18 protein-coding genes are annotated in these 20,502 nt (G+C 43.6%); 3 read left to right on the top strand and 15 right to left on the bottom strand.

Features of this window, described 5'->3' with window-relative positions; translation table 11 throughout:
* Positions 1-356: 356 nt before the first annotated feature.
* From E7L17_RS03580 to E7L17_RS03565, 4 genes are all read right to left on the bottom strand, one after another.
* Positions 357-920, bottom strand: coding sequence for a metalloprotease (locus E7L17_RS03580; RefSeq protein ID WP_316321891.1), 564 nt, complete (start codon positions 918-920; stop codon positions 357-359).
* A 47-nt stretch (positions 921-967) separates the two neighbouring features.
* The gene (locus E7L17_RS03575; protein ID WP_316321890.1) at positions 968-1,948 is read right to left on the bottom strand and encodes a M23 family metallopeptidase; all 981 of its coding nucleotides are present in this window, start codon (positions 1,946-1,948) and stop codon (positions 968-970) included.
* A gap of 180 nt (positions 1,949-2,128) precedes the next feature.
* Complete coding sequence (gene gltA, locus E7L17_RS03570; protein ID WP_316321889.1) at positions 2,129-3,523, bottom strand: NADPH-dependent glutamate synthase; 1,395 nt, start codon at positions 3,521-3,523, stop codon at positions 2,129-2,131.
* Complete coding sequence (locus E7L17_RS03565) at positions 3,516-4,364, bottom strand: sulfide/dihydroorotate dehydrogenase-like FAD/NAD-binding protein (RefSeq protein WP_316321888.1); 849 nt, start codon at positions 4,362-4,364, stop codon at positions 3,516-3,518. The genes gltA and E7L17_RS03565 overlap by 8 nt, the downstream gene beginning before the upstream one ends.
* 368 nt (positions 4,365-4,732) lie before the next feature.
* On the opposite strand from E7L17_RS03565, the gene E7L17_RS03560 reads away from it, so the two are divergent.
* A complete protein-coding gene (locus E7L17_RS03560; RefSeq protein ID WP_316321887.1) occupies positions 4,733-5,254 on the top strand; it encodes a nitroreductase family protein in 522 nt (173 codons plus the stop codon).
* Positions 5,255-5,290: 36 nt separating this feature from the next.
* Complete coding sequence (locus E7L17_RS03555) at positions 5,291-5,785, top strand: DUF4240 domain-containing protein (protein ID WP_316321886.1); 495 nt, start codon at positions 5,291-5,293, stop codon at positions 5,783-5,785.
* A 107-nt stretch (positions 5,786-5,892) separates the two neighbouring features.
* On the opposite strand, the gene spoIVA is transcribed toward E7L17_RS03555, so the two are convergent.
* From spoIVA to pflB, 8 genes are all read right to left on the bottom strand, one after another.
* Positions 5,893-7,371: a stage IV sporulation protein A gene (gene spoIVA, locus E7L17_RS03550; RefSeq protein ID WP_316321885.1), complete on the bottom strand. Its 1,479-nt coding sequence runs from the start codon at positions 7,369-7,371 to the stop codon at positions 5,893-5,895.
* 44 nt (positions 7,372-7,415) lie between these two features.
* Complete coding sequence (locus E7L17_RS03545; RefSeq protein WP_316321884.1) at positions 7,416-8,954, bottom strand: DUF3794 domain-containing protein; 1,539 nt, start codon at positions 8,952-8,954, stop codon at positions 7,416-7,418.
* A gap of 195 nt (positions 8,955-9,149) precedes the next feature.
* Positions 9,150-10,151, bottom strand: a complete 1,002-nt coding sequence (locus E7L17_RS03540) for an NrtA/SsuA/CpmA family ABC transporter substrate-binding protein (protein ID WP_316321883.1) — start codon at positions 10,149-10,151, stop codon at positions 9,150-9,152.
* The gene (locus tag E7L17_RS03535; protein WP_316321882.1) at positions 10,148-10,891 is read right to left on the bottom strand and encodes an ABC transporter ATP-binding protein; all 744 of its coding nucleotides are present in this window, start codon (positions 10,889-10,891) and stop codon (positions 10,148-10,150) included. The genes E7L17_RS03540 and E7L17_RS03535 overlap by 4 nt, the downstream gene beginning before the upstream one ends.
* Positions 10,863-11,621: an ABC transporter permease gene (locus tag E7L17_RS03530; protein ID WP_316321881.1), complete on the bottom strand. Its 759-nt coding sequence runs from the start codon at positions 11,619-11,621 to the stop codon at positions 10,863-10,865. Before E7L17_RS03530 ends, E7L17_RS03535 begins: the two co-directional genes overlap by 29 nt.
* Positions 11,618-12,241: a hypothetical protein gene (locus E7L17_RS03525; RefSeq protein ID WP_316321880.1), complete on the bottom strand. Its 624-nt coding sequence runs from the start codon at positions 12,239-12,241 to the stop codon at positions 11,618-11,620. Before E7L17_RS03525 ends, E7L17_RS03530 begins: the two co-directional genes overlap by 4 nt.
* A gap of 161 nt (positions 12,242-12,402) precedes the next feature.
* Positions 12,403-13,137 (bottom strand): pyruvate formate-lyase-activating protein, encoded by a 735-nt coding sequence (gene pflA, locus E7L17_RS03520; protein WP_316321879.1) that lies wholly within the window; start codon positions 13,135-13,137, stop codon positions 12,403-12,405.
* A gap of 127 nt (positions 13,138-13,264) precedes the next feature.
* Entirely contained in the window at positions 13,265-15,478 is a 2,214-nt protein-coding gene (gene pflB / locus E7L17_RS03515; protein WP_316321878.1) for a formate C-acetyltransferase, read from the bottom strand.
* A 201-nt stretch (positions 15,479-15,679) separates the two neighbouring features.
* On the opposite strand from pflB, the gene E7L17_RS03510 reads away from it, so the two are divergent.
* Positions 15,680-16,426 (top strand): Crp/Fnr family transcriptional regulator, encoded by a 747-nt coding sequence (locus E7L17_RS03510; RefSeq protein WP_316321877.1) that lies wholly within the window; start codon positions 15,680-15,682, stop codon positions 16,424-16,426.
* A gap of 560 nt (positions 16,427-16,986) precedes the next feature.
* Here the strand turns inward: E7L17_RS03510 and E7L17_RS03505 are convergent.
* Genes E7L17_RS03505 through pknB form a run of 3 tightly spaced genes read right to left on the bottom strand, consistent with a single transcriptional unit; the run spans position 16,987 to position 20,500 of the window.
* Positions 16,987-17,610, bottom strand: a complete 624-nt coding sequence (locus E7L17_RS03505) for a thiamine diphosphokinase (RefSeq protein ID WP_316321876.1) — start codon at positions 17,608-17,610, stop codon at positions 16,987-16,989.
* Entirely contained in the window at positions 17,607-18,494 is an 888-nt protein-coding gene (rsgA, locus tag E7L17_RS03500; RefSeq protein ID WP_316321875.1) for a ribosome small subunit-dependent GTPase A, read from the bottom strand. The genes E7L17_RS03505 and rsgA overlap by 4 nt, the downstream gene beginning before the upstream one ends.
* Positions 18,494-20,500: a Stk1 family PASTA domain-containing Ser/Thr kinase gene (gene pknB / locus E7L17_RS03495; protein WP_316321874.1), complete on the bottom strand. Its 2,007-nt coding sequence runs from the start codon at positions 20,498-20,500 to the stop codon at positions 18,494-18,496. Before pknB ends, rsgA begins: the two co-directional genes overlap by 1 nt.
* Positions 20,501-20,502 lie beyond the last annotated feature (2 nt).

Raw genomic sequence — 20,502 nt, 5'->3', positions numbered from 1 at the left:
TGAATAGCATTAATTAAATATCTTTTATAAAAGAATTTTTTAACTTACAGCGCTCAAAAATAATATTAAATTTCAATCGTATGATTGCATCTATTATAACATAAAATCCCAATCATAAGTTTATAAAAATCCAGATCGCTTGAATAATTCGTTTACTCAAAACAGAGTGAAATAGCATATAAATATGGCTGTTTAACAGCAACGAAGGATTCTTTCCTTTATAATTCTTGAAAAAACAAGGTTGTTCTATGCACATTTTGCCGTGAGTTTATTATATCACAATGCCTGCTTAGATAAAAGCAACAATATTCTAAATATTTTGTGAATCAATTCAAAAATACAGGCTTACAAGTAGTTTAGAAGTACCTTCCCTTTTTTAATAATAGCATTAGCATAAGGTAGCCGCTTACAACAAGCAATGAAAAATTATAACGAGATTGGAGCAACACAAAAAAACCTGCAATTGATATAGGAAGAATAATAAAAAAAGAAACGATATCCACTATTTTTTCGCAGGATTCGGCCGGATACTTTTTACAAAGCAAAGCATACAGCGCTTGCCCGCCATCCAAAGGCCCAACTGGTAACCCATTTAAAAGTGCTAACATTAGATTTGCCACTCCCAAATTAGCAAGGTACAGCGAATGCGTAAGCGTGTATGCCAGCCAGCAAAGCGCAAAAAAGATCAGGTTTGCCAAAGGACCAGCCACGGCGATCCAGGCATCCTGACGATAAGTTCGGCAGCTACCCACCTTCTGGCAAATTTCAAGTCCAAACAGATTCATAGATAAGCGCTCTGGAGGAGTACCTACCCAATACATCATCATCAGGTGTCCACTTTCGTGAAGAATTACCGCAATTAGCCCTATTCCGGCCATTCCGCTTCGGTCTAGCAACAGCCCCAATGTTATAAATGCCATAAACCAAAACTGCACCGTAACCTGACAGCCCCACACGCGGAACCGCATTAGACCGTCCTGTTTTTCAGCAGCGGCTGAGGGTCATAGCAGACGCCGGAAAGAATAAGCTCAAAATGTACATGCGGGCCGGTAGAATCTCCCGTACTGCCAACCAGGGCTATCGGCTGGGAATAGGTAACTAAGTCCCCTTTTTTGACCAATAATTTCTCGCAATGAGCGTAGCGTGTTTCTATATTAGAGCCATGGTTTATAACAACATATTTTCCATAGGATGAATTCTCACCGCTAAACTCCACTTTACCCGGCATGGCAGGCACAATTTTACTACCGGCATCAGCAGCAAGGTCTAGCCCTAAATGGGTAGACCCATCTCTGGGGCCAAAACCAGAGGTAATCACCCCGTTTTTTACCGGCGTATCTAAAAACACAGAAACAAACACCGGCGTTTTAGAAGAAACACTGGTGGTATATGCAACTCCCGATACTGCGGAAGATATATCTGGCATGGAGGAAGATGGCTGTGAAGCAGAAGACGAAGAGGATGGTGCAGAGGCCGGCGGCACCGAATTATTTGGTGTTTGGGCAGAAGAAACCGTTCCCTTCCCATGATCGGCAGGAGAAGCAGAGAAAAACTGCACCCATGTACGTGTAAATTGATTAAACGATTCCTGTGCTATAATCGAATCACTCGAATAGCTGATATACAATGACCGTATGGTTTGGTACGCATTGCCTCCCGTTACTTTTAGCAGCATAGTCGTAACCAAAACCGTGATGCAGACAAGCAATTGAATAAAAATGAGCATTTTTTTCGGCTTTTTCTTGGGTCTTGGCAGGTAGTCCTCTTCCTCATCTTCGTAGCCTTGCGGCTTTATGTAGTGGTAGTCGTAATTATACTCATAACCATCTGCGTCCACTTTATCGGATCCGCTGTAATGGCTATCTACATTTTCAGAATCGCTGTAAATATCATTGGGTTGGTTATAATCATCTTCCGTATAATCTTTTCTATGATACTTGCCCATCATTTTCGTATCCCTCCCGTCAACTCTATTTATATGACAGCAAGTACCAAAAGAGAACGCCAAATCACCTTCCTCCAAAAATGGATAGCAGAATCTCCATGCCTTTATACAAAAGAATTTTTTTGACTCATATGTTAAGAAAAAAGAACCGCCGTTCTATCTGAACAGCGGTTCTTAGAAAGACTATTTATTTTTAGATTGAATGTACTCGTCAATTGATTTTGCGGCGTGCTTACCTTCACCCATCGCCATAATAACAGTTGCGGCGCCTGTCACGGCGTCTCCACCCGCGAACACACCCTCACGCGTGGTTTGCAGTGTTTCTTCATTTACAACCAAGCATCCATGGCGGTTCGCTTCCAGACCTTCCGTTGTTTGGCGAAGCAGTGGGTTGGGTGAATTGCCAATTGCCATGATAACGCAATCTACCGGGATGCGGAAGTTGGAATCCTCCACCTCTACCGGCTTACGTCTGCCACTGGCATCCGGTTCACCAAGTTCCATTTTTATGCACTCAATTTCAGTCACTCTTCCGTTTTCACCACCGTGAATCGCAACGGGGTTCGTGAGCAGGCGGAAATCGATTTCTTCTTCCTTCGCATGGTGAATTTCTTCCACACGCGCGGGCATTTGCTCTTCTGCACGGCGGTAGATAATGTAAACGTTCTCCGCACCAAGGCGTTTTGCACTGCGAGCAGCATCCATAGCAACGTTACCGCCGCCGCAAACTGCCACATTCTTGGGGCGAATAATGGGCGTATCGTACCCTTCTTTGTATGCTTTCATCAAGTTAATGCGTGTTAAAAACTCATTGGCAGAATAAACCCCAACAAGCCCTTCTCCGGGAATTTTCATAAAGCTGGGCAAACCTGCGCCAGACCCAATGAATACTGCCTCAAAGCCCATTTCGAAAAGCTCGTCCACAGAAAGAACCTTGCCAATTACCATATCTGTTTGAATGGTAACCCCGTTTGTTTTAAGTAAATCAATCTCTTTCTGCACAATTTCTTTGGGAAGACGGAACTGGGGAATGCCATACATGAGCACGCCGCCAGCTGTATGCAAGGCTTCAAAAATAGTAACGGAATACCCAAGTGCGTTCAAATCGCCAGCGCAGGTTAAGCCTGCGGGGCCTGCACCAATTACCGCCACCTTATGGCCATTACGGTTTGTTTCTACGGGCTTTCTCTCACGGTTATTCATGTACCAATCGGCTACATAACGCTCTAAACGGCCAATACCAACCGGTTCATTTTTAATACCACGCACGCACTTTGCTTCACATTGCGATTCTTGCGGGCACACACGGCCGCAAACCGCAGGCAGTGAGCTTGTAGAGGTAATCACGTGGTATGCCTCTTCTATATCTCCCTCTGTAATACAGCGAATAAACTCAGGGATTCGAATATTTACGGGACACCCATTAACGCAGGGCTTGTGCTTACACTGCAGGCAGCGCTGCGCCTCTTCCAGCGCCATTTCGTCTGTATAGCCTAGAGTTACCTCTTCAAAGTTTTGATTGCGTACCAGAGGATCTTGCTCTGGCATTGCTGTTTTATTGGGTTTCATATTAGCCATTCTTTGCACCCTCCATTAGATGACAGTTGTATTCACGTGTTGCTCTTTCTTCATCCTCACGGTACGTTCTGGTACGAAGAATCGCTTCATCAAAATCGACGAGATGGCCGTCAAAATCAGGGCCGTCTACACAGGCAAACTTTGTTTCGCCGCCAACTGTAACTCGGCAGCCACCGCACATACCGGTACCATCTATCATAATGGGATTCATACTGATAATGGTCTTAATCCCGTAGGGCTTTGTAAGGTTACAGACGGCACGCATCATGGGCAGAGGGCCAATTGCAACAACTAAATCATACTCTGCACCGGCTTCGATTTGAGCCTTCAGAGCATCGGTTACAAAGCCTTTATTCCCATTAGAGCCATCGTCGGTCATCAGGAACAGGTTTTGGCTTACTGCATTCATTTCATCTTCTAAAATGATAATGTCTTTATTGCGGAAACCAGCAATCATATCTACGTGAGCACCCATCTCATGCAAAGCTTTTGCTTGAGGATAAGCAATGGCGCAGCCTGCACCGCCACCAATAACCGCAGCTTTTTTGTAGCCCTCCAAATGAGAAGCTGTACCGAGAGGTCCGATAAAATCGAGAATGCCCTCCCCCTCTTCTAGTTGGTCGAGCAGCAGAGTGGTTTTCCCTACCTTCTGGTATATGATTGTTACGGAGCCATTCTCACGATCATAATCGGCAATGGTCAACGGTATTCTTTCACCGAATTCATTCACACGCAGGATAATAAATTGCCCTGCTTTCGCCTTTTTTGCAATAAAAGGAGCCTCAACCTCCATTAACGTCATAGTATCATTGAGTCTTCTCTTTTTTAAAATTGGGAACATTCTGCCACTTCCTTTATCAATTATTAAACTCGTGCAATCTAAGCGGAATGCGGTTAAAAACCGTTGCACAAGACATTTTTTACAACTCTATTATATCCTCCTTGTTCTTTAAATGCAAGAAAAGTCATATGGCAGAAGCACCAAAAAAGGGAATGAACTCTTTTTTCGATTCCGTTCTTTCAGACTTTGTATTCTTAATCCTTCACTTTTTATTGTTCGCCTATAAATTGTTAGATGAAAATAACTGATTAAATAGAAAACAATGACAATTCATGTTATAATACAGATGAATAATTAGTATTTCATTATTCATTTACAGCAATAAGTATTGGTTTTTAATTCTTAAATTTAAATGTGGAGGATGTATTATGAGTTTTATGGAGTTAGCAAAAGACCGGTATTCCGTTCGTAAATTCAGTGATAAGCCTGTGGAACAGGATAAGCTAGATTTGATTTTACAAGCAGGGCAAATTGCCCCTACTGCCCACAATAATCAACCGCAAAGAATTTTGGTGCTGAATACCGCAGAGGAAATGGAAAAGCTGGCAAAGTGCTGCCCGTTCCGTTTTCATCAAACGTTAGCACTCTTGGTTTGCTATGATAAAGAAACAAGCTGGAAACGCTCTGAATTTGACAATGCCGACAGCGGTGATATTGATATGGGTATTGTTGGTACACATATGATTCTGCAAGCCCAAGAATTGGGTATTGGTTCGACTTGGGTCATGCACTTTGATGCAGAGATTGCTCGCAAGGAGTTTCAAATTCCGGGACCTCTTCTTCCCACGGCTATTCTAATGATGGGTTATCCCCGCGAGGATGCAAAACCAAGTAGACTACATGACGATCGCTTTGAGATTTCAAAAACGGTATTTTACCACAATTTCTAAGATTTAGATTCCTTATCTTTTTATTAGGAGTGCATGATGGGAATAAATCTTCCACCTGTTATACAAAAAATATTTGAAGAACATACCATGCATGATTACGATTTTTTTGCGATGCTCAACACTTTGGATTGGTCTAAAAAAGGAAATGACGAACTTGTGGTTAAACCATTAATCGAATATTTAGCTCAGTGGCCAGATGAAGTTATTTTTACTTTCGAAAATAAGATGTCAGAGCTACTCTATGCAATTGATAATCCCATCATCGCTAAAGAGTTAAACAAATCTGATTGTTTTTCAGGCGATGACTTTCTTTACGCCCGATGTACTGCGCTGATCAATGGCAAAGCTTATTATAACGCGATCTTAAACCAGAAAAAGAAGCTTCGTAAAAATATGGAGTTTGAGGCACTATTGTATATTCCGGCAAAGGCATGGGCAAAAAAGCACCAACAAGACCCGAGTCAATATCCCCATTCCCCAGAGCCAAGCTATGAAACGGGAAGAAATAAGGAACTTTGGAATAATGGATGAAATGAAAATCCCCAAGCACTATAAAAAGTGCTTGGGGATTTTGGAATTATATACTCTCACCGGTTTCACCAAATGCCATGGGTTTACTTGTTTTTCTACAACTTGCCTTACAAAATGATGCAAATAAGGCCGTTGCAGCCGTCGTTGATAATACGCTCAATTGTCTCTTTCATCTTATCGCGAGCGTCTCCCGGCATGCGGTACAATTTATTGTGCATCCCCTCATTTACTAGTTCGTGCAGAGATTTGCCAAAGATATTCGATTCCCAAATCTTTTGCGGACTTTCCTCGAATTCTTTCATCATCGACATAACCAGCTCTTCCGATTGCTGCTCGGAACCAACAATGGGAGTTAGCTCGGTTGTAATTCGGGTACGAATTAAATGAACCGAGGGAGCAGCTGCTTTGAGGCGCACACCGTACTTGCCGCCTTGTTTGATGATTTCAGGCTCTTCGAGGCTCATCTCATCAATTGTTGGCATCATAATTCCATAGCCGGTGTCCAAAACATCTTGGTAGGCGTCTCGAATCTTATCGTACTCCATCTTAATCTTTGCAAGCTCCAGAACCGAAGAGAGTAGTTCTCCCTCATTGTGCAGCTCCAGACCCGTCTGCTCACCCAGAATGCGGTAGAACAAGTCTGTTTTTAGCTGAACACCCACTCTGGCACAGCCGGTACCCAAATCGACAGAAAGTGTTTGAGCCGAGCTTACATTTTCGCACTTCGACATATCATCAACCAAACCGCCAACCTCACGTATCCGCGAGATTTTCATAGCAGATTGCTGAATGATTTGGAAAATGGAGGAACGCAGCCAGTGTTTCTTGTCGAGAGTAGAAAGCCAATGCGGCATTTCCACTTTAATTTCCTTTACTGGGAACTCGAACAGAATCTTTGCTAAAATTTCTCGAATCTCGTTTTCCTCCAGTTCAAGGCAGTTCACCGGCTGTACCGGAACCTTATAGCGCTTTTGCATATCTTCTGCCAGTGCCAGTGTTTGCGGTGCATTTGGAGTGGTGCTGTTGAGCAGCATGATAAAGGGCTTCTTAATTTCTTTAAGTTCGGAAACGACGCGCTCTTCAGCTTCTTCGTATTCTTCTCTTGGAATTTCACTGATACTGCCATCTGTTGTAATGAGCAAACCAATCGTAGAATGCTCCGTGATTACCTTTTGCGTGCCGATTTCCGCAGCCATATTAAAGGGAATGGGTTCGTCGTACCAAGGGGTACGAATCATACGCGGCAAATCGTTTTCAATATACCCCAAAGCACTGGGCACTATATAGCCCACGCAGTCAATCATACGCACACGGAAAGTTGCACTGTCGTCAATATGTACGGTAACTGCCTGCTCCGGAATAAACTTGGGTTCCGTTGTCATAATGGTGCGGCCCGCGGCGGACTGAGGCATTTCGTCAATGGCGCGGTCACGCCGGCTGTTTTCGTCCATATTGGGAATAACGACGGTATCCATAAATTTCTTAATAAAGGTAGATTTACCCGTGCGAACCGGGCCGACCACACCAATATAAATATCACCGTTGGTGCGTTCCGAAATATCTTGATAAATATTGCGCTCTTCCATTTTACCTCCCCCTCAGGCAGAGAATTTTATTTTTGTAGGATTGCTCACATAGGAATTAAAAGCATCCCCCTATTCTCAGCAAAATCTTCCTCCAGCTCATTTTCTAATTTGATTGCAGAGACAGAAGTGCAATAGCGCCGTGCAATATCCCACAGGTTTTCTCCCGCGTCTGCAAAATAAATGGTCAGTGCGGCAGAATCGTCTTTTTGGCGCATTTTATTTTCATCTGCATTTGCACCCGCAATCATTTTATGACTACTGGATTGGAACACCGCTGCGGTGAGCTTGAGTTCTGTTTTTACCTCAACACCCGTACCGCCAGTGATTCGGAAGCTAATGTTACTGATTTCTACCCGGGGTGCACAGAACACTCCACCATCTTTTTTGCGCCACTCGTGGCCGCCAGTAAAGTCGATAACCCGTTCAAAGTAGAAGGGCTTTTCCTGTGCATTCAGTGCAAGAATACATAGATTCAGTTTGCCGGTAAAACGAATTTGGTTTTCTTCTTCTTCGGCAGAAACACTGCTGATTTCATTCCAAACATCGATTACCTTTGAGATTCCGCCTTCGCCAATGTCGAAGCTGTTCTTTTGTGTTACATTATCGCTAATCATTTCAACTAAGCGGAAGACAGGTTTTGATTGTGCCTGTGTTTCTAGATCATATTTTGTTGAGTAGGCATCGGTTACAATGGCAACTTCGGTATCCTCATATGCCATCAGGTTAGCGGCAAGGCGTACCTCTGCTTCAAATAGCGTATTTTCTCCTGATGAATCGCTCTTGATTTGCAAATCCGTACTCAGTACGTTAACGCTTACGTCGCATAGGTTGCCTTCATCCAGCCCATCACCATCCACCATTTGGCTATATGGAATTACGTATTCCATTGCCTCGGGCAGCATATCGTCTGATTCAGGAGCATACAAAAGCTTAACGCTAACCTCTCCCTTAACAATCAGCTTACCGGGTACAACCTTGTAGTCTGAAATATTGGCCGTAGCGCCGGAACGGATAATCGCATTGGCAGGCGGCTTGCTGTCGCTAATTTCAAGTACCTCTGCAACAGAAAACTGCTGTTGTGCAATGGAGGTTACTTGGCTGGCTGGAATTTGCTCTTGCTTTTGCTGAATATCTTCGCCTTCAATATTGCTTACAAATTCATTGTTGACTTTTTCAGCAACTTTAGCGCAGATGGAGAATGCGCCGTGAATATCCAAACGGCGCGGGCTGGTTGCCCTGCAGTTAATGTATTCCACTCGAGAGCTGGTAAATATGACTGCATTGTCAGCTTGCTTTTTCAGCGGAATGGATGCAGAGAACGGTTTCACGTTTTCGCAGCACCGAATACAGCCACCACCGGAATCCAGATATATTACCTTTATCGCGGCAGAGCCCTCAATCTCCAAGTGATCTCCAGCAATACTTCTATTGGTAATGCGGGGGCATACCTGGCATTTTAGGATACGTTGAATGTCCGGGCAATAATCAGGAAGGCTGAAATCCAGGTCGATCGGCTGTTCCTGGCAACCGTCAAATATGATCTCACTTGCGCAGATGGACTGCCGGTTGAGTGTATACTCCATAGAGTTTCTCTCCTTTTCCTGTTTCTACATAATTTCTATTCGCATCCTGTCCCGGATATGCTTAAACATAAAGAAAAAGAAAACGGTTATGTCTTTTATACATATGTTTTTTGTAGCAAAAAGAATACCCCCTTTTCGCAAACAGCAAAAAAGGGGGTATTTTGAAATACAATTTAAATTTGAGTGAAAAAAGTTTTATTTCACTTGTAAAATTAATTGGTCAATATCCACATCGTTTTCAATCATCTTATTGTCTTTCATGAACTTCTCTGTCTTTTTCATGGAAGCAATATCGGCATCGGTAATCTCTGTTTTAAAGTCATACATGGGGTACATTTCTTTTACCGCATCCATGCTCAATTCGGTTTCTTTGGCGGTTATCTTCAGAACATCTTCCATGTTTTCTTTCATGTAAGATTGAATTTGCTCTTCTGCCTGCAAGAAACGCTTTACCAAAAGCGGGTTTTTATCATAGAAAGACTGGCTAGTTGCTACAACAATCGTTGCATCTACAAGGCCTTTTCCGGTTGTTACGATTTTAAAGCCATCCTTTGCTACATTATAAGCAGTAGGGCCAGCCAACAGTGCGCAATCTACGGTACCGCCCGCCAAAGCAGCCTGTGCATCCGGAATACCCATAGAGACAAACTCTACGTCTTTTTCAGTGAGCCCCGCGGTGGCCAGGTAAGCAACCATTAGCTCATGCAAAATGGTACCCTTCGGGCCGGCGATTTTCTTACCCTTTAAATCAGCGGCAGATTCAATTTTGCTGTCTTCCCCGGCAAACATACGGAATGCTTCCGGCGAACGGCTGTAAGTATTCAGAATTTTTATATCTGCGCCATTGGACGCCGACAAAATGACCGATGTGGCACCAACTGCATATAAGAATTGAATATCGCCGGATGCCAGAGCCTGCGTTTGTTCCGGACCAGTGGTTAAATTGGAATATTCTACGGGCAGATTGTATTCTTCAAATGCCTTTGTAAAAATACCCTTTTCCTTTTCTACTATAGAGGGAACGTTAAGTGGAGATTTCACATAAGTAACCCCGATTTTATTTACAGTAAACTCCGGAGAAGATGTTGATGTAGCTTGAGAGGTTTCTGTTTTACCAAAGGATGCAGCAACCCCACAGCCTGAGAGAGAGGCCGCCGCAATTGTTGCCGCCATTAAGATAGATAGAATTCGTTTCATTGCATTTGCTCCTTTTTTGATTGGATTGCCCCGAGTATCTCTTTTTTCTTTACAATACTGTCTTGAGAAAGAAGATCTCTCGGATAGGTGTATTGGGTCAAATCAAATTCTCGTGCCGCACCATTGGGGTTCAGCACCAAAATTTTTTGCCCGATTAAAAGAGCTTCGTCTATACTGTGTGTGACAAACAGAATGCTCTTTTTTTGCTCTAAGAAGATATGAATTAACTCATTTTGCATGGTTTCTCTTGTAAAATGATCGAGTGCGGCAAAAGGCTCATCCATTAAAATCAGTTCGGGATCATAGGCAAGTGCACGGGCAAGGGCTGCCCTTTGCTGCATTCCTCCCGATAGCTGCGACGGGTAGGCTTTTTCAAACCCTTTCAGACCCGTTAATTCAATAAGGCGCTCTATGGCGGCTGTATTCAGCCGCTCTTTTGGCACACCAAAGGTAATGTTCTTCCATACCGTGAGCCAAGGCATTAGCCTAGGTTCCTGAAATACCATCCCTATTTTTTCTTTCGCAGGGGTAATGACTTCACCACTGCTGCATTCCTCGAATCCTGCCAAAATACGAAGCAGAGTTGTTTTTCCGCAGCCGCTTTTGCCCAATATCACTGTTATACTTTGTTCGGGAAACTCAATCGACAAATTTCGCAAAACAGGTATTTCTTTTCCTGCAACCTCAAAGCTTTTCGAAAGGTTCTTTACTTTAGCTCCAGCTATTATCAACACCCCCATGCAGTACTTTTTTAATGGCCAGTGAGAACAGCCGGTCACAAAGATAGCCAACGATTCCAATGACAAAAATACCCACGATTACCTTATCTGAGCGTGACATCTGCTGTGCGTCTAAAATCATGTAGCCCAGCCCGCTTGCCGCCGCTATCATTTCGGCACCGATTATCGCACGCCAGCTATACCCCATCCCTACACGCATACCGATTAGAATATCTGGCAAAGCATTGGGAAGTAAAATCCGCCCGAAAATCTGCCCCTGCGTAAAGTTTAGAGAACGCCCCACCTCAATTAGCTTAGGGTCGCAGGATGCCAATCCCTTTTTGATATTAAGGAACATTGGGAAAAATGAGGCCAAAACAATAATGATAATCTTAGAGGTTTCGCCAATACCAAACCAAAGAATCAATAGAGCAATTAGGCTTAAAGGCGGTACATTTCGAAAGAACTCGACAATATGATTGTAATAAACCGAGGAGCTTGGGCGAAGCCCAGCGAAAAGTCCCAAAAGGAACGCGAGTGCAAAGGCAATGGAAAAGCCCGTAAGTACACGGCAGAAGCTAACCCAAATATTCTCGAAAAGAACACCACTCTGTACCATAGTGTTCATCGATTGAAGTACCCTACCGGGACTAGGCAGTACATATTCACTCCAAATGTTAGCTGAAGACGCAGCCTGCCAAAGTGCCAACACAATTGCCAACGGCAATATAGCCTTTAGCGTGTTCTTCATTTTGCCCCCTCCAATACCCCATCACCGTGATGGCAACCACACTCACAATACAGCATTTCCAGTAGAGCGTGGGAGTTTTTAGGAACGGGTGCTGAAAAATAAGCATCAATTTTATCTCGACTGTCTAGTGTTTTTACCTGTTCACCCAATTCTGCAAAGAAACCCGGAGGAATTGGACTTGCTTCTATTGATTTTCTTTGCAGCGTAATTTGATAGTGCTGTGCAAGCTCCAGAAACGTTAAGAACTCCACATTTGGCAGGTGCAAATTGTTCCCTAGTTCTTTTAAAGAGCGACACGGTGTGGTTACAATTAGCTTCTCTTGCCCCACAAGGCGCTGCTGTAACTCCCTAGCACAATGTAAAAGAATTGGCTCAATGGGCGGGTACTCCAAAAAATCAGGAGAATATCGCTTTTTTACATATTCAACTGCAAGGGGACATCGCATATCTGCCACACAGCGCTTCGTTCGATTTACCATCTGACTGTATTTTTCACGAACTGTACCTATATGGTCTAGCCTACACTCCACCGGCTCTAATCCACACTCTTTTAATTGAGAAGTAAGATAATCTCCCCCATACATTGCGATTGATACCGGATTTAACCAAACAAAAATCATTATTTACCATACCTTTGCGTTAGTTAGATTAAGCTAACTAAAATTATAGCAAGGCATTTCTGCTTTGTCAACTAAATATCAGGTAAGAATTTTAATAGGCGTACCAAAAACTTCCTACTCTATTTACAGAAGCAGGAAGTTTTTCTTATATCAGTCATGCTTTATTCTTTTAGTAAGTATGGCAGGTTATAACTTTCAAAGATTTCCTTCACCATTTGCAGCTCATCCTTTGACGGCGTAGGGGTATTTCCTAACTCATACTCCAAATTAAGTTCTTTCCATTTAAATTCCCCCATTTTATGGAATGGCAAAAGTTCGGTAAGCTCAATACAAGTAAAGGATTGCAGGTAATCTGCCATTTCCTCCAACAAGGTTTTATTCAGGGTTAGACCCGGTACCAATACATGGCGAAGCCATACCCTTTTCTTCGTTTTTTCGAAGTAATCCAATGTTGCGAGCGTGTTTTCCGGTCCTTGCCCGGTTAATCGTTTGCATAGCTCTTCATCTAAGCTTTTAATATCCAAAAGAAGCATATCAGCAGCATCAATTACAGGCTTTGAAACAGATAACGGAACACTTCCTGCTGTATCAACTGCTGTGTGAATGCCATTGCCCTTACATCGCTCCAGAAGGTCGGTTACAAACTCCGGTTGCAGTAACGGTTCACCACCAGAAATCGTTACTCCCCCGGTACGAATAAAGTTACGGTAGCTGAGAATATCGGCAGCAGTCTGTTCGGAATCCACCAGTTTGCCGCAGGAGGGCCTCCATGTATCTGGGTTATGACAGTACAGGCAGCGTAAACCGCAGCCTTGTAAAAACAAAACGTAGCGAACGCCAGGGCCGTCTACCGTACCAAAGCTTTCAATTGAGTGAACATAGCCTGTCTTTCCCATATAATCTCCTCCGGTGCTTTTAATTTCATACCTCTTTTATACTTGCTTCCTTGTACTATAAGTTTATTATAAATTATTTCCAATAGAAAAGGCGGCATAAGCCGCCTTTTCCTTAAAGAATTACTTACTAAAATCTATCATGGAAGGTACGGCTCAGTACTTCCTTTTGCTGCTCACGAGTCAGCTTGATGAAATTAACTGCATAGCCGCTAACACGGATGGTCAACTGCGGATATTTCTCCGGATGATCCATTGCGTCCAGCAAGGTTTCACGGTTGAGTACGTTTACATTGATATGATGGCCAGTCTCAAGGAAGTAACCATCCAGTAGGGTAACCAAATTTTGTTTTTTCTGGTCTCCGGTTTTACCGAGTGCATCCGGTACAATGCTGAAAGTATAAGAAATTCCATCTTCCGAGTCGTCATAAGGCAGCTTTGCTACACTCTTCATGCTGGCAACCGAACCGTTGGTATCGCGCCCATGCATGGGGTTTGCTCCGGGAGCAAATGCCTCGCCAGCCTTGCGGCCGTCCGGAGTTGAACCGGTCTTTTTACCATAAACAACATTTGAAGTAATCGTAAGCACAGACAGCGTTTGCAGGGAGTTGCGATAGGTCTTCTGGCGGCGCAGCTTCTTCATAAAGCTGCTGACAATCTCTGTGGCTATATCGTCCACAACAGCGTCATTGTTGCCGTATTTGGGGTAATCCCCTTCAATTTCAAAATCCACTGCTAAACCAGCCTCATTGCGAATCGTCTTTACCTTTGCGTGCTTGATGGCGGAAAGGCTGTCTGCAACTACGCTTAAACCGGCAATGCCGCCTGCCATCGTGCGCAGAACCTCTTCATCATGAAGAGCCATCTCAATGCGCTCATAGCTGTATTTGTCGTGCATGTAGTGGATGATGTTCAGCGTGTTGATATACAAATTCGCAAGCCAATCCGTCATCGCATCGAATTTGCGAGCAACTTCCTCATAATCCAAATACTCCGATGTGATGGGAGCCAGCTCTGGGCCAACCTGCATGCCGTAGCGCTCGTCTTTACCGCCGTTAATTGCATACAGCAAAGCCTTAGCCAAATTTGCGCGAGCCCCAAAGAACTGCATTTGCTTGCCAATTCTCATTGCGGAAACGCAGCAGGCAATTCCATAATCATCGCCGTATTTCGGGCGCATAATATCATCGTTCTCATACTGAATGGAAGAAGTCTCAATTGAAACCTTAGCGCAATACGCTTTGAATGCCTCCGGGAGGCGATCACTCCACAGCACGGTAAGGTTCGGCTCTGGTGCAGGACCAAGGTTCGTAAGAGTATGAAGGAAGCGGTAGCTCATCTTCGTTACCATGTGTCTTCCGTCCTGTGTAATACCTGCAATGGACTCCGTTACCCATGTGGGGTCACCGCTGAACAGCTCATCGTAATCTGGAGTACGCAGGAAGCGTACAATGCGCAGCTTCATAACAAAATGGTCTACCATCTCCTGAACCTGTGCTTCAGTAAAGACTCCGTTTTTCATATCTTGCTCGGCGTATACATCAAGGAACGTGGATACACGACCCAAACTCATTGCCGCGCCGTTTTGCTCTTTTACCGCTGCCAAATAGGCAAAATACAGCCACTGAATGGCTTCCTTGGTATTTTCAGCAGGCCTTGAAATATCGAAACCGTAAGAAGCAGCCATTTCAGTTAGCTCACCCAAAGCGCGAATCTGCTCGCTGAGCTCTTCTCTGAGCTGAATCAGGTCACTATCCATTGCATTGGCAATCGCTTCACTCTTTGCTTTCTTCTTCTGATCAATTAAAAAAGCTGTGCCATAAAGAGCTACTCGGCGGTAATCACCAATAATACGGCCACGGCCGTACGCATCCGGCAGACCGGTAATAATTCCGCAGTGACGAGCTTTTTTAATTTCATCGGTATAAACGTCGAACACACCATCATTGTGTGTTTTACGGTACTTAAAGACCTCGTCAATTTCTTTTGGCAGCTCACGGTTGTACGTTTCAAGCTCGGTATGCACCAAACGTATACCACCGAAGGGCATAATGGCTCGCTTTAATGGCTCGTCCGTTTGCACACCTACAATAACTTCTAAGTCTTTATTAATATAACCGGGTTTATGAGACGTAATGGTAGAGATGGTATGCTCATCAATGTCATACACCCCGCCGCGATTACGCTCCTCTTTCATTTTGTCGGAAAGCTGCTTCCACAGCTTTTGTGTATTTTCTGTTGGTGAAGCCAAAAAGCTTTCGTCACCTTCGTAAGGGGTATAATTAGCGATAATAAAATCGCGCACGTCAATTTCTTTGTTCCATTTACCATTTGTAAAATTCATAATTAAGCTCCCTTCTTTCCGACAGTTCCAAAGGCAAATCGATTTTGATTTGCAACCATATTATACTAAAAAGGTATACATTAAACTGTGACCTAAATCACAATATTTGGAATAACGATGTTTTTATAATGTTTTTTTGACATTTTGTTAACAGTCAGATATAATTTAAGTTAGCTAACACTAATTAAGGGGGATTTTTTCTTGAACTGCAATTTAAAATGTATGAATTGCCTGAAAGAATTGTGTGTACATAAGGTTCCCTTATTCTCTGCTCTTGCACATGAGGATTTTGAAGAGATTGCAGAGCGAATGATTTGCCGTAAATATGAAAAAGGTGAAATTATAATAACGCAAGACTCAAAGCCGCACGGTATTACTATTATTCGAAAAGGCAGTGCAAAGGCATTTCGTATCGCTCCAGACGGACAAGAAAAGATTTTATATCTGTTTTCAAAGAATGATTTTTTTGGGGAACAGTTTTTGTTTGGAGATGTACGTGTAAACTACCATGTACAAGCGCTTCAAAAGGTAGAAACCTGTTCTTTTTCAAGGGAACATTTTCAGCAAATGATACTCACTCATCCCCTATTAGCACAGCATTGTATTGAGGAGCTTGGCCGCCGCGTAATTGCATTGGAGCAAATGGTGCAGGAAGCCGGCAACTTAAAGATAGAGGACCGTATTGCTCTTTTGCTATTGGAATTTAATCGCAAATATGGAGTAATGGGAGAACAAGGCCCTTTGGTAACCCTGCCACTTAGCCGTGAGGGGATTGCCAATTACTTGGGAATTGCCCGAGAGACGCTAAGCCGAAAGCTAAACCAACTGGAAGAGGATGGAATCATACGCTCAGTGGGAAATAAAAAAATTCAACTATTACAGCCTCAGGTTTTGACTGCTATGGCAAACGACCATACAGAGCGGCCATCATATTCCGATAAAAATTAATTGTTTTTAAGCGAATGTCAGTCGAGTTTTTAAAAGTAAAAAAAGGAACAGGCAGCCTTTTGGCTGCCTGTTCCTTTTTCTTACATGTAATTATTCATACTATGAATGAAAATCTGAAGTCTACGATAGCTATTTTTTGAAGAGTTTACTCTTCACGGCACTTGGGGATTCCAAACATCTTCCTTAAAATAAAGCCAAAGAATCCGGAGCTTTTTACTACTACTACTTTCATCGTACAGACCTCCTAATTATGTTCAGCAGCGTCTCAACAAGGCAATACCTAGCGCTACCAGTAGAACAGCCATGATGAACATGGTTAGCCCGATCGGAAGAAAACAGGAAAGTACCAAACCCAATCCAAAGGCAACGGAATAGGCTCCAAGACCCCCAGTGCATTTGCAACCCTTTCGCATACATTCCACCGCCTATCCAGAGTAAGGTCTTTTTTGCTTTCGCCTTACTACAGTATATACGCAATTAGAATTTTGGTTCCTGCGATGATGGATTCAAAACGCTTTGAGAACAAAAATGCGCCCTCGCTTTCGCGAAGACGCACCGCATTATTCCTGAATGATGATTAAAGCAATCCCTGCATGAAGGATGATTTCGGCAACCGGCTCTGTAATGCGGTTGCTTACCCCGAGCGGGTCTTGCGAATACAAGGTATGGCGGTTGAGTGGGTATTCTAAACCCTGATAGGTTACCATACAGCTAGGGGTACCAAACGGGAATACCGAAATGGTTTGCCCCAACATATCCCGCAGGCGAAGCCGACCACTGGAAAGCACGAAGATTTGCGTGCCATCACCAACCAGCACTCCCCTACAATTTTGCATCGCAATAAATTGAAGTGCGCAGAGAGCCGCATAAGAGTGGTCAAAGCGCTCACCGCCCAATACACCCAACAGTATAAACTCCTGGTAACCACGGCGGATTGCCTCGCGAATGGCAAACATCGTATCAGTATCATCCTTATGCACTGGAAGCTGAATCGACTCTATTCCTTGCGGAAGAGAAGATTGTACAGAATCAAAATCACCCACAATCAAATTCGGTACAATCCCATTTTCAGTAGCGACATCCAGCCCGCCATCCGCACAGATTACAAAAGCATCTGCACAGTATTCTTTCATCTGTTCCCGGTTTTTGACCGGCACAGCTCCTATAATCACGCAAGTTTTCATTTGAGTTCCCATTCCTTAATGTTTTTAATTTCATCATACATTGCTACATAGCTTTGGTGGCGGGAGGGAGAAATCTTCCCTTCCTGAAGTGCTGCTAAAATAGCGCACCCCTTCTCTTTTGTGTGGGAACACGATGGGAACCGGCATTGATCCAAATAAGGTGCAAATTCTCGAAAATCGTGTGCCAGATTTTCCTTACGGATCAAATCCGTTTGAACCATATCTACGGACGAAAAGCCCGGAGTATCTGCAACATAAGTATCTGGCCCCAGCTTTAACAACTCTACCTGACGGGTGGTATGGCGGCCACGGCCTAATTTTTGACTAATTTCTGCCGTTGGCAGGCTTAATTGGTCATCGATTCGATTTAACAATGAGGACTTGCCAACGCCGGAATTTCCGGAGAAAGCAGAGAGCTTCCCTTTAAGCATTTTACGTACCTGCTCGACTCCATCTCCGGTAACAGAAGAAACAGTTACCACCGGAATTCCGGTATTTCGGTAAATCTCTAAATATTCGCTGCAATCCTCTAAATCTGTTTTAGAAAACACAATAACTGGAGAGATTCCCTTTTGCTCTGCACCGGCGAGCATTTTATCGAGCACCAGCAAATTGGGAGACGGATGCAACACAGATACAACGAGAAAGAGCTGATCTAAATTGGCGACAGGAGGGCGAACCAAAGCGTTCTTTCTCTCCCCTATTTCTTCGATTGTACAGGTACCATCGTCTTCAATGCTGATGTCAACCATATCTCCTGCAAGCGGCGTAATACCCCGCTTGCGGAATATTCCACGCGCTTTGGCTTCATAGATTGTATCGGCGGCTTCTACATAATAGAAGCCGCCGATTCCTTTTCGCAATAGTCCACGTTCCATTTTCATCAGGGTGCCCTCGTAATTCCACTTGCGGAGTTTTCTCCTGGTTCCTGGTAGGTATAGCTTTCTGTTTGTCTTGGAGTGCCCGTATCAAAATCCAGCAGGAAGGTATTATATTTTTGACCATCCAACTGAATAATTAATGTTTTTTGTCCAGAAGTACCTTTAAAACTCATTTGGTACACACTGTTGTAAGAGGGGTTTACCGTCTTTTCAGAGTACAGGGTGCCATCTACATAAGCTTTTAGTGCAATATCGTGCGTAACCTGTGAAGGCAGCTGCACATAAATATCGATCACCTTTTCGCTCTTCTTACCAGAGCTTACACTAAGTTTTATCGGAGTTCCCTTCGCTACCTTTACGCCGGGTAGCGGAGAGGTTTCGATTACAACGCCCTCGGCTTTATCACTGTCATCCACATAGGTAATTTCAGTATCCACTGTCAGGCCAACCGCCAAAATATCTGTTTTAGCTGCGTCCAAGTTCTTGCCTATAACAGAAGGTACGCCTACTTCAGTGGAAGACGGGCCTTTGCTCACATACAGCTTAATTACAGAACCGCTTAGTACAACCTCTGTGCCCTCAGCAGGTACAACATCCTTTACATAGCCGGCAGCCGTCTGATCATCCTCAACTTGATAAACCTCATATTTTAGGTTCAGCTTCTTAAGCTTATCTTCCGCCTCCGCCTGAGTTAGGCCTTTCACGGTAGGAATGGTAACCGTTTGGCTCTCTCCATTTACCGTAAGCGTAATTTCAGCGTTTGCTTTTACTTTTTTGTTTCCCTTTGGGTTTTGGTCTAAAACGATTCCGGGATCTTTACTGGAATCCTCGGAATATTCAATCTTAAATTGGAAGTCTTTATAATTTTCATTCGATTGAATATCTGTAAGCTTTTGACCAATAAATTGGGGTAGGTCTACATCGGCTACTTCCTGCGAGCTACAGCTACGGGTTAGAGCCATAATACCAAAGACTACCGCCGTGAGTAAAAAAGCTGTTAATACACCACTCACAATAAGTGTTGCAGTAGACTTTTTCTTCTTTTTACCACGAGAGTATTCTTCCTCATACGCATAATTATCGTTATAATTCGCCACTTCTGTACCGCGCACCGTATTGATTGCATCTACATACTTCGTGGGCTTTTCATCAATAAAATACTTATATTGAAAGCTAATGCTGGGGTTACGACGGAACTGCTCAATGTCGCGCAGCATTTCCGCAGCGGATTGGTACCGCTGGGAGGGGTCTTTTTGCATTGCCTTTAAGGTAATCTCCTCTAGTCCGTCTGGAATAGCGGGATTTATATCTTTGGGAAGACGCGGGTCTGCCTGAAGCTGCATAATCGCAACAGAAACGGCATTATCGGCTTCGAATGGAAGCTGACCAGTTATCATCTCGTACAACATAACGCCAACCGAGTAGATGTCCGCTTTTTCGTCCGTCAGGTCACCCCTGGCCTGCTCCGGAGCAATATAATGAACGGAACCAATGGCCTTATCTGTCATTGTTCTTGTTTCATTTCTGGAGAAACGCGCAATGCCAAAATCAGTTACCTTTATCGTTCCATCTTGCAGCAGCATAATATTTTGAGGCTTTATATCACGGTGAATAATGCCTTTTTCATGTGCATGCTGTAAGGCTCGCAGAATTTGAACCGTAAAATGAATGGCTTCTTTCCACTTGATTTCTTTTTGCTGATCCAAATACTCGCGCAACGTGATTCCATCAATATATTCCATCACAATGTACTGTATTTGATCACCAAAGCTTACATCATACACTTTTACAATATTCGGGTGCGACAGAACCGCAATTGCCTTTGATTCATTTTTAAAACGGCGAATGAAATCCTCGTTCTCTAAAAACTCATCTTTTAAAATTTTTACAGCAACGGTCCGGTCATCAATTTGATCATAAGCACGGTAAACCAATGCCATTCCGCCAACACCGATCAATTCATGGATTTCATAACGGCCGTCAAGCCTTTTTCCGGTATACTTATCCAACA

Source organism: Clostridium sp. (assembly GCF_032576335.1).
In the GTDB taxonomy this organism is placed as follows: domain Bacteria; phylum Bacillota; class Clostridia; order Oscillospirales; family Acutalibacteraceae; genus Faecalispora.
The sequence above is the reverse complement of the archived record's forward strand: the minus strand, read 5'-3'. Positions and strand labels throughout refer to the sequence as shown.

Bases quoted from the DNA above. Each gene is read 5' to 3' on its own strand.
- E7L17_RS03580 (WP_316321891.1), bottom strand. From the start codon at position 920: ATGGCATTTATAACATTGGGGCTGTTGCTAGACCGAAGCGGAATGGCC.
- E7L17_RS03575 (WP_316321890.1), bottom strand. From the start codon at position 1,948: ATGATGGGCAAGTATCATAGAAAAGATTATACGGAAGATGATTATAAC.
- gltA (WP_316321889.1), bottom strand. From the start codon at position 3,523: ATGGCTAATATGAAACCCAATAAAACAGCAATGCCAGAGCAAGATCCT.
- E7L17_RS03565 (WP_316321888.1), bottom strand. From the start codon at position 4,364: ATGTTCCCAATTTTAAAAAAGAGAAGACTCAATGATACTATGACGTTA.
- E7L17_RS03560 (WP_316321887.1), top strand. From the start codon at position 4,733: ATGAGTTTTATGGAGTTAGCAAAAGACCGGTATTCCGTTCGTAAATTC.
- E7L17_RS03555 (WP_316321886.1), top strand. From the start codon at position 5,291: ATGGGAATAAATCTTCCACCTGTTATACAAAAAATATTTGAAGAACAT.
- spoIVA (WP_316321885.1), bottom strand. From the start codon at position 7,371: ATGGAAGAGCGCAATATTTATCAAGATATTTCGGAACGCACCAACGGT.
- E7L17_RS03545 (WP_316321884.1), bottom strand. From the start codon at position 8,954: ATGGAGTATACACTCAACCGGCAGTCCATCTGCGCAAGTGAGATCATA.
- E7L17_RS03540 (WP_316321883.1), bottom strand. From the start codon at position 10,151: ATGAAACGAATTCTATCTATCTTAATGGCGGCAACAATTGCGGCGGCC.
- E7L17_RS03535 (WP_316321882.1), bottom strand. From the start codon at position 10,891: ATGGGGGTGTTGATAATAGCTGGAGCTAAAGTAAAGAACCTTTCGAAA.
- E7L17_RS03530 (WP_316321881.1), bottom strand. From the start codon at position 11,621: ATGAAGAACACGCTAAAGGCTATATTGCCGTTGGCAATTGTGTTGGCA.
- E7L17_RS03525 (WP_316321880.1), bottom strand. From the start codon at position 12,241: ATGATTTTTGTTTGGTTAAATCCGGTATCAATCGCAATGTATGGGGGA.
- pflA (WP_316321879.1), bottom strand. From the start codon at position 13,137: ATGGGAAAGACAGGCTATGTTCACTCAATTGAAAGCTTTGGTACGGTA.
- pflB (WP_316321878.1), bottom strand. From the start codon at position 15,478: ATGAATTTTACAAATGGTAAATGGAACAAAGAAATTGACGTGCGCGAT.
- E7L17_RS03505 (WP_316321876.1), bottom strand. From the start codon at position 17,610: ATGAAAACTTGCGTGATTATAGGAGCTGTGCCGGTCAAAAACCGGGAA.
- rsgA (WP_316321875.1), bottom strand. From the start codon at position 18,494: ATGAAAATGGAACGTGGACTATTGCGAAAAGGAATCGGCGGCTTCTAT.